Below are 12,488 nucleotides of genomic sequence, written 5' to 3'. Positions count from 1 at the left end.
CATCCATATATACTTGTCCACCAGCCTTGTGTATCAAATCACAGATTTCTACAATATCTTTTTCGAAGATACCATGTGTAGAAGGATAAGTAATCATTAAAGCAGCTAAGTCGTCTTTGTTTTCTTCCACTTTTTTGCGGAAGTCGTCCATACATACGTTTCCTCCTTCATCAGAATCTACAAGGACTATATCATAACCCGCTTGAACTGCCGATGCAGGGTTTGTTCCGTGTGCTGATGCAGGAATAATCACTTTATTTCTATGACCTTGCTTGATGCTTTCTAGATAAGCACGAATAGTACGAAGTCCAGCATATTCACCTGCTGCACCCGAGTTGGGTTGTAAGCTGATGCCATCAAAACCAGTAATTACTTGAAGTAAATTTCCTAGGTTTTCAATCATCTCTAGCGAACCTGCTGCTTGGTATTTTGGAGCCAATGGGTGAATGCCCATAAACTCTGGACGAGTCATAGGAATCACTTCTGCCGCAGCATTCAGCTTCATGGTACACGAACCCAAAGAAATCATAGAGTGAGCCAAAGAGATATCTTGACGATCTAGGCGTTTGATGTAACGCATCATCTCTGTTTCTGTATGGTATTTCTTAAAAACTTCGTGAGTTAAGAAGTCTGATTTACGAATTAATTCTTTGGGAAGAGCACAGCCTTTTTCTTCTTTCTTCACTGTAAGCTCTTGTTCTGCAACAGAACCAAACACACAAAGAATAGACTGAACATCAGCATCAGTAGTTGTTTCATCAATACTAATACCTACTTCTCCTGTATCGTGATAACGGAAGTTTATTTCTTTCTTCAAAGCTACTTCTCTAAATTGTTCTAAAGAGATGCAGCTCGGTAATTTAATATATAGCGTATCAAAGAAATATTCATTTAACTGCTCGTATCCCAATACTTTTACACCTTCACTCACTGTGATGGTATGTTGATGGATGCGATTAGCAATCTCTTTAATTCCTTCTGCCCCATGATATACAGCATAGAAACCAGACATAGTAGCAAGTAAGGCCTGAGCTGTACAGATATTTGAGGTAGCTCTTTCTCTCTTAATATGTTGTTCACGAGTTTGAAGAGCCATACGGTAACAAAGTTTACCATACGCATCTTTCGACCAACCAATAATACGTCCAGGAATATTTCGTTTATACTCTGCACGAGTAGCAAAATATCCTGCAGATGGCCCCCCATAGAACATAGGGATACCCAAACGCTGTGAACTACCAAAAGCAATATCAGCACCCCATTCTCCTGGAGGAGTAAGTAGAGCCAAGCTTAAGATATCAGCAGCTACAGCTACTAAAGTTTCATTAGCATGTGCTTTTTCTACAAACACTCTATAATCTTCTACACTACCCTCATTATTTGGATACTGCACGATTGCACCAAAGATCTGATCTGTAAATTCAAATGTTTTGTAATCTCCGTGTACAATTTCCATACCTTGAGGAATACCACGAGTTTTGATTACAGCCTTTGTTTCTGGGAAAACAGAATTATCAACAAATAGAACATTTGCTTTTGCTTTTTTCTTACCACGAGAACGTAGGTTGTACATCATCGTCATAGCCTCAGCTCCAGCAGTAGCTTCATCTAGCAACGAACAGTTTGCCAAAGGTAACCCTGTCAAATCGCTAATTGCAGTTTGGAAATTCATCAATGCTTCCAATCTACCTTGAGAAACCTCACCTTGGTATGGGGTGTATGAGGTGTACCAAACGGGATTTTCAAAGACATTTCTTTGAATCACTGCAGGTGTAATGGTATTGTACCAACCTTGACCGATATATGTTTTATATATCTTATTCTTTTTGGCTAGCTCAACAATGTGATTACTGTATTCGTACTCAGACATTGCAGGTGGCAAATTTAAGGGCTCTTTGAGTAAGATATTCTCTGGAATAGTCTTCTCAATCAGCTCATCCACAGAAGAAACGCCTATTTTCTTCAGCATCTCTTGAATGTCTTTGTCATTAATACCGATGTGCCTGTTGGCTAGAAAATTAGTGTTCATAGTATTTGATTTTAAAGTTAGTTTAATGAGTTGTTACATCTGTAAAGAAAGGATTGTACTTTTTTTCTCTACCTATAGTAGTTGATGGTCCGTGTCCAGCATGAACAACTGTCTCATCAGGCAAGATAAAGAGTTTTTTGATAATATTCTCTTTTAATGCAGTAAAGTTTCCTCCTTGTAAGTCTGCTCTACCTACACTACCTTGAAAAAGTACATCTCCCGAAAAAGCATCACCTGTTGCTTGATTATAAAACACCAAACTACCAGGTGAGTGACCAGGCACTTGAAAGATATCTAAGGTTTGATTTCCAAAATGAATTTGATCACCCTCCTTTAAGTATTTACCCAGAGGAACGGGCTCATCATTCACTTCGAATCCAAACATTCTACCTTGCTGAGCCACTCCCTCTAGCCAGTATTCATCATCTTGACTCGCTTCAGCCTTTATTCCATACTCTTGAAACATAAAAGTATTTCCTAGTATATGGTCTAGATGAAGGTGAGTATTTAGAAGGTGCTTTATTTTTAATCCATTATCAGCAATAAACTTTTTAAGTTGTTCTTTTTCTGTATCAAAGAACACGCCTGGGTCTATCACTACTGCTTCCTTCGTATCGTCCCATAGTACGTAGCTATTGACAGGAAACATATTGAATTCAAATTTCTGTATATTCATATCTATTTCTTTTAATTATTATAGGGCAACATACACCACCTTCTTTGTTTCAAAAAACTCTTCCTCAAACTCATCTTTTAGATCCCAGATGGTCGTTCTGTTTTTTACGGGCATAGTTTCTTTTTCTAATTCTCCCCCTTTAAGACAGATTAATCCGTTGGGAAGTGCATTTTGTTGGTTCTTAGAGATATTCTTTCTGATGATATCTACCAAGTCTTGAAGAGGCATTACCGCTCTACTAACAACAAAATCGAATTCTTGTTTTTCTTCTTGTGCACGAGCATGCTTAAAAGTTACATTTTTTAACCCAATAGCTGTTGCTACTTCTTGAGCTACTCGTACTTTTTTACGGATACTATCGACTAAGTGAAATTTAGTTTCGGGAAATAAAATGGCCAATGGAATACCTGGGAAGCCACCACCAGTGCCCAAATCCATCACATGAGTACCAGGCTTAAAATTGATTACTCTAGCTATACCTAGTGAATGTAACACATGATGAGGGTAAAGATTTTCAATATCTTTACGAGATATTACATTGATTTTAGAGTTCCAATCGATGTATAAATCGTAAAGGGCTGCAAACTGTTTCTTTTGTTCTTCGGTTAAGTTTGGAAAATATTTGAGTATTAACTCCATAAAGTTGAATAGTGTATATTATTAGATATTTAATAATTCTTTGATTATCGGATTCTCTTTGTTTAATAAGTCTGACAACTGAGCATAGGTAAGTGTTACTTCTTGAGCACCCATAGCATAAGGAGCTATTTCATATACATTGTATAAGAAGGTAATCCCTGTAGCAGACAGTTTCATATTTTCAGTAGGTTGTATGCTATCTTCCCAAAAGCCTACATCTTCCAAAGACTCTGCTTTCAAGTCTTTCTTGAACTGATCTTTAATAAGCGATACTAAATTGGCTTCATAGTTCGCATTGAAAATATCTTGAATTCTTACTTTGTTCAAGTTGGTCAAATCTAAATTCAAATAGTTAACTAAGTGAATACCATGTGCACCACCCGTAAAATCGCTAATAGTACTTTCAATTACAAGTAAGCTCTTGGCATAAAAGTCAACCGTAGATTCCATATGTTGGTAATAATTGTACCACACACCTACTTTAGAAGCATCGCCCACTTCTGCCAACTCTTCTTTGTAAAGAGATTCTACATCAGAAAGATAATCATTTTTATAGGTTTCGGCATACTTATCTACAGCAGCCTGAGGCTCAAGGGGGCCATAACTTGTACCCAATACAAAGTCTGAAATCTGCTCTTGTACCCAATGATGAATGCTAGGTTCTCCTTTTACAGGATATTCCATATTGAGTGAAAACTCTGCATGAGGTGCATTTTTATCACCCATCAAATAGATATTTTCCTCATTTGTGAATTTCTTAAATGTCAAGTTACCTACTTCATTATTTGAAGAACAAGCAGCAAAAGCAAAAACAGCTAATGCCATTAAACCCGTTTTAAAACCTATCTTTTTCATATCTTTTCTGTGTTTTACTGAATAGAGTATTCTTTATTCTGCTATTCACACAAATATAAACTATTTATTAGGATAAAAGAGTAAATAGTGAATTGAAAATAAGCTTCTCTTTGTTTCCTTTTGGAATTACACGACTCCACCAACTCCGATAGAATTGTTTTTCTTTCACTATAGAGATACAAAGCAAGAAAGACCTATCCAAAGTAAATTGAATAGGTCTTTCAAACCTTTAAAATCTTTCTATTTTCTCTATTTCTTGAAACTCTCTACGTGAACTTGGTCTTTGTAAAACTGATCATGAGGTTTACGATCTTGAACCGTCTGACCAATTACCACTACTCCTATCGGGATTAAATGTTTAGGGACATTATAAGCTTTTCGTATATCTCTTACGATCTCATCACTACCATATACACCCAGCCACAAGCTACCTAAATCAAGATATGTAGCTTCAATAAGCATATTTTCCATAGCAGCGCTACAGTTTTGCACCAATAGCATTTCGTTTTTCTCTTTGCTTGAATCACCACATACTAAGATTAAGGTATCGGCATTTTCGGATGATTTTGCCCAAGGCTGAGCTTCCAACATTTTCTTTTTTCCCTCAGCACTTTTTATGACTAAGAAATTCCACTCATAGGTGGCAAAAGCATTGGGGGCAGACATTCCTGCTAATAAAATCTTATGAATCTTTTCGTCGGATACGGCTTCGTTTACATACTTGCGGATACTTCTTCTGTGAAAAATTGCGTCCATATATTTTAAATTTAGGTTAAAACCAAGATTATAATACTCCCTTTACGTTCATGAAAATTTTATGGAGTTCTACCTAAGTAACAAATGAAAGAGCTAGAAAGATTTCAATATCAGAGAATAATATTTTATATATCAGACTAAATAGATTCTCTTTATTAAGTAATTTTTGTAAATAGCCACTCCCTTTTAAACGAAATCTGAAGAGGAGACCCATCAGTACCTTACTTTACAGCTCTAGAAATTCATAATGCAACGCCCACGCTTGGCTCACCCCCACACACCTACACAGATTAATCCTCTTATGAGAACAAAAAGAAAAGCACAGATAAGGTTTCAATTCTTATCCGTGCTTTTCATATTTTTATAGATACTTCTTACGAAGCCATTTTCGAAGTGGAATATCATATAATTTCATACTGAGATAAGCCACTAGAATAGCAGATACAACTACTAAGAGGGCAAATGGCCACGACTCAGCCAATGTCATATTATTATTGGTTACCCATGCCATATATACATAGGCTATAGGGAAGTGTGTGATGTATATAGGATAAGAGATATCACCCAAGAATTTACAAACGAGAGAGCCTTTTTTGCCTTTCACCTCTCCTCCTGCACCCAGCCACACAATAAAGGGGAACATGATTAAGATGCAAAAACACTCGTACAGCCCATTGAGCCATATTTGTTCTGTGCCACCCAAACGAGGTACCGAAAACAGGGCAACGAGTAAAAGGCTTGTTACTAGAAAAGCGTGCTTGGTATAACGCAGTTTGCCTATTCTAGCCATCAGCAATCCCATCAAAAAAGGAAAAGCCAAGCGAATGAAACCAATCTTCATCTGGAGGGCATCATCAATAGACCAACCTCCTATAATATCTCCATTGGGGTTTGTGAGGGCATACTGAATTGTAAACCCAGCAGCGATACACACCAAGAGTGCCAGTACTCTCTTCGACAATTTATGCAGAACTAAAGCATAAAGAATATTGGCTACATATTCAAAAAAGAGCGACCACGCGGGTCCGTTGAGTGGATGCATCTCGTGCCAACCACGAATGTCTAGTCCTTTACCTACGGGAATCAGTGTAAAACCGATAACCATTACTAGCAACATCTTCCACAAGGGTACATCGGCAATACCTGCCCAACCCAATCCTGGGGAATATTGATAGTAAAATAAGATTGCTCCAATAATAGAGCCGATTATAATCATCGGTTGAAGACGAATAATTCTTCGTTTAAAGAAAGCTTTTAAGGTCATCTTTCCCCATCTATCATCGTAGGCATAGCCCACCACAAAACCCGAAAGGATAAAGAAGAAATCTACTGCTAAGTAGCCATGATTAATCATTTGTTGAGCATGATCTCCACCCGAATGCACCTCGAGGACATGAAAGAGCACCACCAATAGTGCTGCAACTCCACGCAAACCATCTAAAATCTCATAATGAGGCTTAGAGTCTTTAAGAGTTAACTTTGTCTGCATTATATCTTGATATTTGTTTGTTTTTCTGTGGATACAAACTTATAGCAAATCCTCCTTTAAAGATTGTCGTAAAATAGATTATTATTGTCTTATATTTGTGTTTTATGAATTTATATAGCCCAAATGAGCAAAGAAATAAAATATGCTCCTATTTTAGAACAAGATGAACGCTCGTTTATCTTCGATCATGTGAAGATATACCGTGAGGAACAAATCACAATTCATCAGCAGAAAATATGGGAGCTCTACTTCTCTGTGAGCCTCTTTTGGTATAGGTTAAAGCATCTAACTATCAATTTATTTAAATACAAAAAAGCAGCTGCTAAGGTGCAACTGCTTTTGTAATATTCCTTTTATTTAGCCAAGTAAGCCTTTTAAACTAAGCATACTCTACTTCAACGGCATTTAAACCTCTAGGGCTATCTTCAAGACGGAATGTAACGTGGTCATTTCTTTCAATGTCTTCGGGAGCATTACTAATGTGGAAAAAATACTGCTCAACACTCTCTTTGTCTTTAATGAAACCAAATCCTCTATCTTCATTGTAGAATTTAACATGCCCATCCAATTCCGATTCACTCGCTATTTCTAAATCTGTGGGAATAGACACTTCAATTTCTTCCAACTTTACTTCTCTATAATCTTCAGGATTAGGTGGCGTATCTGTAATCACTCCATTGGGATCAACATACGCTATCATCTCCTCAAAGGTATCGGGAGTTTCATTTCTTTTGGCTTCACGCCTTAATTCTTTTTCTCTACGTTTTTCAATTTGTCTTTTTCTAACTTCTTTTTTTCTAAAAGTAACTGCCATTTAGTAATATAAAATTTTAAAAATTATGAGTATTCACCTACCTATTCCTTACAGAATTTATGATAGAATGATTTCTACAACTTTTAAAAAGCTGATGGCAAACAAAACCTGCTTCCTTTATAAGAATAGACTTGTTTTGTTTTGTTTCAACCAACAAATAAAATTCTGTAATCAAAACTGAGCTGAGTATTTAAATCAAATTCAAGTTTGGGACTCGTATTGATACCTCTACCCCCAGTTTGGAACAAATGTGCTTTGAACTCTACCGACTTTCTACAAAGCAGGGTGCCCAAAAACATTCATATTGGTAAGTATTCCTGCGTAAACAATCTGCCACGCCCTTATAATATAACAAAAAATATTTGATTTACAGAACATTACGACAAGTATTTTAAATTTGAGGTAAATTCAGCACTCCATCAAGATGAAATAAGTCCACCCCAAAAGAGCCTGATTACTCTCTGTTTCCAAACCCCACATTCCTCATTTATAAGACTACCTTTCCCACTCAAATTGACCACCAATCAACCCTCTACTCTTACGCATAAAAATACATTTAGAAACAGCTTTTTTTATCACACGGATATAATCGACTCTTATCAGGGTCAAAAAGTCATCATGTCGGTGTCATGTCATCACGATGTCGGTGTCAGAATATTTTCTCCCTTTTCATAGGGATCTATTACGATATTTATACCTTATACACTGTATAAATATTACCAAGAGAAAAACCTCTCAAAATAAGTGGGATAGACAAAAAATGGAGTTGGATGGAGTGTCCATTATTCCACACTTAATCCATGAATCTGGATCATCTCTTTATCTTGACGCTTCAAATTTGTTTGGTAATAAGGGATAGGATTATCATGATCTCCCAAGTACATTCGCATAGAAGGAGTAAAATGAGTGCTAACTAAAGAATTGTTTTTATGAAGATAATCGGTCTGAATATCAGCCATATCTAAAAAGGTATGAAACACCATGCTACTAGATACGGGTTTGATAGAGTTATCATGAGCCGCCTGCACCTTTTCGGGATAAGTTATCTCATAGTTTTCTGAGAACCAAGTAACGAGAGGCACACGCAATTGATAATAAGTAGGATTGGGCGAAGCATGAAGAAAACGTTCTCTATCATCATCCATAATATCTTCTCCATGATCGGAGATGTAAAGATAAGCTGCACACAAGCCACTTTCATCTAAAATCTGGCCGATGCGATGCAAAAAATAATCGGTATATAAGATGCTATTATCATAAGCATTCACCATCATCTCCCTATTCTTTTTATCAATACGAGAGAATTGATCGGGCATAAACTGAGCAAACTCCTTGGGGTATCTCTCATTATAATTAAAGTGTGAACCATACGTATGAACTACAATAAGCAGATTGCCAGTAACCGACTCTAGATAATGTTGCAAACGATGGAGCAACACTTCATCAAAGTGATTGGTTTGTATATTTCGAGAACGATAATATTCTAGGTACTCGGCTTCTTGCGCAAAGTACTCAATAAACGAACTGTTCTTAGCCTGATTGGAGAGGAAAACAGTAGTAAAACCCGTCTCCTTGAAAGCCTCTATCAAGCTCTTTTGTGAGTAGATACAGTCGTAGTTTTCGGCAGAAGCCCCCGACAACAAAATCGACACACTCTTGTGGGTAGTATTGGATTGTGTTAGAGCATCCCTAAAGAAAATCACCGAATCATCCTTTTTAAGATACGGATTTGTTTCACGTTCGTACCCATACAGTTGCCAATTATCTGCACGAGATGTCTCGCCAATAACCAGTACATACACCTCACGCTGACTACTTACAGAGTCTTTTTGAGCCTGAAAAGAGAAATCTTTCGAAGTCGTTTTGTAATTATTGATCTTATGAAACTTATCAATAGAAAAGCCCATATTGTAGAATACATTTACAGGGTAAAGATTTTCATGACACGTAAAATGCTGCGTATTAACCTCTTTGGCAGATAAAAACAGAGGCAAAGAACCCAAAATAATAATAAGCCCAGCCATCAAGTTTTTATTTCTAAACGATTGGGAATAATAAGTTTTGCTTTTAAAGCTCCGTGCAGCACCCACAATAGCGAGGATATAGACCACACACACCAAGAGCGTAGGCAGCAAGATGCTTCCAAGCAATTCTGTAGCCTCCGAAACATTGGTAGTAACGAGATTTAAAAACATATCTACCGCAATAACATCCTCCTTAAATAAGGAAAAAACCACCAATTGGAAGGCATGGAAGAAAAATAGTGGAGTGAGCCACAACTGCATTGCCCCTTGCCTTTTGCTCAAAGACAAGAAACTTAAATACACGCCCAGTGGTAATAAAATAAGTAAAAGTTTTCCACTAAAGTTGTAAGGCTCTGTGTACAATAGAAATAGGTTTGGTATTAAGTTTACCAAAAGGAAAGTATAAAACAAGCTTTTTGAACCTATCTTCAGTCCTAAAATCTGATGTAAAAACCTATTTATCATACTACGAAGGTATAAAAATATTCGATGTAACTAAGGTATAATTCAATTTTCATGCAGAAACACAACATCCTCCACCCCAAACTACAACTAAGCACTAAAATACTCATAATCAAGATATAGTATTCTTACTTAACAAATAACGAATCCTCTTCCATGCATTATTATTCAGCATATTTAACTTATTTTGTATAGAAAAAGGAATCAAAAACACGCCATTTGGAGATTTAAAACGGAGTACCCACCCACTCCATTATAGTTTGGAAAGGGATAAAAAAGTCGCACAATTTATATTAAAACAAAGATAAACTCTAAGTTATTGAAAACTAATTAGCTATAAGAAAGAGATAAAAAAAGATGAAAATAATACCCACAAACACTTGGAAGTTTGTAAATAATATTTGTATCTTTGCAACGCTTTCGAAAGGAAAGACAAACAATTTACTTTGTTTGGAGAGATGGCAGAGTGGTCGATTGCGGCGGTCTTGAAAACCGTTGAGCTGAGAGGCTCCGGGGGTTCGAATCCCTCTCTCTCCGCAGAAAAAACCCAATTTTACATTATTTGTAAGATTGGGTTTTTTATTCTTAATATGCAAATACTACAGATTTGGGGTCAGTCCGTATTCTTCATCAATTGTTATGTGAAAATATATTAGTAAAGCCCCAATACTCCTCTATTGATATGGTGAGAGAATACCGACTCAGAGACTTAATTCGGGAAAATCAACCCTTCTCAGAAGATGAAGTACAGTTTATCCGAAATAACTCAAGACTGGATTTTCTCTTATTCAACAAGATTGACAAAACTCCTATTTTAGCCATTGAAGTAGATGGTGTGTCTTTTCATGACAATGAATTGCAACAGGAAAGGGATAACAAAAAAAATCACATCTTAGAACTCATTGGACTCCCATTACTTCGGTTATCAACCGATGGATACAATGAAGAAGCGAGAATAATCGAAAGCTTGAATAAGGCAATGAATCTATCCTAATTTCTACCTATTATACGTTGGTATTCAATAAAGTAAAGCAGTATTTATTATAAATTACTATTGCACCTTATTTTTCCTAATTTCTGAATGTAAGTGCAAAGTTTCTTCTGGAGTTTTGCAATTAATAAGTAATGGGATCTCGTTTTTCCGATCTAAGAGAATGTAGGGATTACTAAGAAGCCGACTGATTGGATGCTCTTCTTCATTCTGTAGCAATAATATTATTATGTTTTTTTATTATTATATGTTAGTAACTACCAATAATCCACTGTTCTGATGAGGAATGGGAAGGAAGTCTAAAAGAAATGTACTTCAAGATATGTTTATCGCCAATAATAAAATTTACTTCATCACACAAAATGGAGATCAACAAGGAGGTTTAAATCGCTTTGTCGTTTGTAACTCTGAGACCATGAAAGCAGAGTTTTCTGAGCCTCTCGTTTTCACTACTCCAAAAGGTGTCGGCACGTGGCCACAACACATTGTGATAACAGGTAAGAACAAAGGTTATGTTCAGTATTCAGACAATACCATGGAGACAACATCGGGCATTTGTGCAACCTAGAGTACAATTATTATAAGGGAGGTGAAACCATATATGGCATTCTAGGTCAGCATCCGTTTACCAAAGAACTCTGGTTACCTACTTCTACTTATGTAGATTCAAAGATATTTGTAATGGATGTAAGTGGCAGTAAGCCTGAGATCAATCGCTCATACGAGTATAACACCCAAAAAGGTGCTAGCCCTGCAGGTATAGATTTCGCTTACCGCTTTACTCCAGAGTGGATAAACAAATAAGCATATCATTAAAGCATTATTTATTAATTTTTTAAGATAAACAACCCCTATTCAGTAAGGTCTGGATAGAGGTTGTTATATTCTTATGAATATTTATCAAAGACATTACACCCCTTGTATATCCAATCTGTTTTCCTCAATAAATTTACTCACGGTAAGACGATGCACGCCTAAAATTCTAGCAATTGCACTTTTGGAAACTTTCTTACTAAGTAATTCTTTTATCTTCTCCTCTCTACCTGTAAGCTTTACTTTAGAAGATTTACGTCCTTTTGGTCGTCCAAGAATAACACCTTCAGCTTTTTTCCTAGCAAGGGCTTCTTTTGTGCGTTGAGATATTAAATTACGTTCAATCTCTGCTGACAATCCAAAGGCAAAAGCCAACACCTTAGAATTGATGTTATTCCCCAACTCATAATGCTCTTTGATTGTAATTACTTGTACATCATGTTCCATACAGTAATGAAGAATGCTCATTATTTGCATTAAATTTCTTCCTAATCTCGAGAGCTCTGTAACAATGAGTGTATCATTCTTTTTCATTCTTTTCAAAAGTCGTCCAAATTTTCGTTCTGAAAGTTTTTTAGTAGCACTGATAGTTTCTTCTACCCATTTCTCTATCCCTATCTCTTTTTTCTTACAATATTCCTCAATCTCAAATTTCTGATTCTTTACTGTTTGCTTATCCGAACTAACCCTAATGTATCCGTAAATCATTCTAGCTATAAGTTTTATTTCATCTAAAGTTAGATAGCTAAAATCTACTAGTAAATTTTATTGACTTATTTTGTCTATTAATACTCCTCTATTAAAATAGATTAACCTTATTTCTTTTAACTGAGCGATTATATTAGAGAAAATAAAGTACTTACTCACTTCGATAAAGATGCTGTAAATTCTTTTGTCATTTTAAGTGATATTGAGCGTAGCATCAAGCAGAAAATTGAGG

13 protein-coding genes and 1 tRNA gene are annotated in these 12,488 nt (G+C 36.2%); 5 read left to right on the top strand and 9 right to left on the bottom strand.

The window, feature by feature from the left end:
* From gcvP to K8V80_RS01350, 6 genes are all read right to left on the bottom strand, one after another.
* Nucleotides 1–2,029 (bottom strand): aminomethyl-transferring glycine dehydrogenase (gene gcvP, locus K8V80_RS01375; RefSeq protein ID WP_276774922.1); only part of this gene is annotated, 2,029 nt, incomplete at its 3' end.
* Nucleotides 2,030–2,051: 22 nt separating this feature from the next.
* Nucleotides 2,052–2,705 carry an MBL fold metallo-hydrolase gene (locus tag K8V80_RS01370; RefSeq protein ID WP_006744654.1) on the bottom strand — a complete coding sequence of 218 codons (654 nt, stop codon included), beginning with the start codon at nt 2,703–2,705 and terminating at the stop codon, nt 2,052–2,054.
* An 18-nt stretch (nt 2,706–2,723) separates the two neighbouring features.
* The gene (gene rsmG / locus K8V80_RS01365) at nt 2,724–3,344 is read right to left on the bottom strand and encodes a 16S rRNA (guanine(527)-N(7))-methyltransferase RsmG (RefSeq protein ID WP_006744653.1); all 621 of its coding nucleotides are present in this window, start codon (nt 3,342–3,344) and stop codon (nt 2,724–2,726) included.
* A 21-nt stretch (nt 3,345–3,365) separates the two neighbouring features.
* Nucleotides 3,366–4,199, bottom strand: coding sequence for an RsiV family protein (locus K8V80_RS01360; RefSeq protein WP_276774919.1), 834 nt, complete (start codon nt 4,197–4,199; stop codon nt 3,366–3,368).
* Between the two features lie 249 nt (nt 4,200–4,448).
* Nucleotides 4,449–4,955: a nitroreductase family protein gene (locus tag K8V80_RS01355; protein WP_006744651.1), complete on the bottom strand. Its 507-nt coding sequence runs from the start codon at nt 4,953–4,955 to the stop codon at nt 4,449–4,451.
* 361 nt (nt 4,956–5,316) lie between these two features.
* Nucleotides 5,317–6,444 (bottom strand): acyltransferase family protein, encoded by a 1,128-nt coding sequence (locus K8V80_RS01350; protein WP_276774916.1) that lies wholly within the window; start codon nt 6,442–6,444, stop codon nt 5,317–5,319.
* A gap of 123 nt (nt 6,445–6,567) precedes the next feature.
* Between K8V80_RS01350 and K8V80_RS01345 the strand changes: the two genes are divergently transcribed.
* Nucleotides 6,568–6,789 (top strand): hypothetical protein, encoded by a 222-nt coding sequence (locus K8V80_RS01345; protein ID WP_276774914.1) that lies wholly within the window; start codon nt 6,568–6,570, stop codon nt 6,787–6,789.
* 34 nt (nt 6,790–6,823) lie between these two features.
* On the opposite strand, the gene K8V80_RS01340 is transcribed toward K8V80_RS01345, so the two are convergent.
* Together K8V80_RS01340 and K8V80_RS01335 are read right to left on the bottom strand one after the other, a co-directional pair.
* Nucleotides 6,824–7,258 (bottom strand): cold-shock protein, encoded by a 435-nt coding sequence (locus K8V80_RS01340; protein ID WP_006744650.1) that lies wholly within the window; start codon nt 7,256–7,258, stop codon nt 6,824–6,826.
* 782 nt (nt 7,259–8,040) lie between these two features.
* Nucleotides 8,041–9,747: a phosphoethanolamine transferase gene (locus K8V80_RS01335; protein WP_276774911.1), complete on the bottom strand. Its 1,707-nt coding sequence runs from the start codon at nt 9,745–9,747 to the stop codon at nt 8,041–8,043.
* A gap of 449 nt (nt 9,748–10,196) precedes the next feature.
* Between K8V80_RS01335 and K8V80_RS01330 the strand changes: the two genes are divergently transcribed.
* The 4 genes from K8V80_RS01330 (at nt 10,197) to K8V80_RS01315 (ending at nt 11,539) form a co-directional block, all read left to right on the top strand.
* Nucleotides 10,197–10,281 (top strand) — tRNA-Ser (locus tag K8V80_RS01330).
* Between the two features lie 70 nt (nt 10,282–10,351).
* Nucleotides 10,352–10,738 carry a DUF2726 domain-containing protein gene (locus K8V80_RS01325; protein WP_276774909.1) on the top strand — a complete coding sequence of 129 codons (387 nt, stop codon included), beginning with the start codon at nt 10,352–10,354 and terminating at the stop codon, nt 10,736–10,738.
* 283 nt (nt 10,739–11,021) lie between these two features.
* Nucleotides 11,022–11,303 (top strand): DUF5074 domain-containing protein, encoded by a 282-nt coding sequence (locus tag K8V80_RS01320; protein ID WP_276774907.1) that lies wholly within the window; start codon nt 11,022–11,024, stop codon nt 11,301–11,303.
* Entirely contained in the window at nt 11,291–11,539 is a 249-nt protein-coding gene (locus K8V80_RS01315) for a hypothetical protein (RefSeq protein WP_276774906.1), read from the top strand. The genes K8V80_RS01320 and K8V80_RS01315 overlap by 13 nt, the downstream gene beginning before the upstream one ends.
* 105 nt (nt 11,540–11,644) lie before the next feature.
* Here K8V80_RS01315 and K8V80_RS01310 read toward each other — a convergent pair whose 3' ends face one another.
* Nucleotides 11,645–12,256 carry a master DNA invertase Mpi family serine-type recombinase gene (locus tag K8V80_RS01310; protein WP_276774904.1) on the bottom strand — a complete coding sequence of 204 codons (612 nt, stop codon included), beginning with the start codon at nt 12,254–12,256 and terminating at the stop codon, nt 11,645–11,647.
* Nucleotides 12,257–12,488 lie beyond the last annotated feature (232 nt).

Source organism: Bacteroides coprosuis, from assembly GCF_020741705.1.
Lineage (GTDB): Bacteria > Bacteroidota > Bacteroidia > Bacteroidales > Bacteroidaceae > Bacteroides_E > Bacteroides_E coprosuis.
The sequence above is the reverse complement of the archived record's forward strand: the minus strand, read 5'-3'. Positions and strand labels throughout refer to the sequence as shown.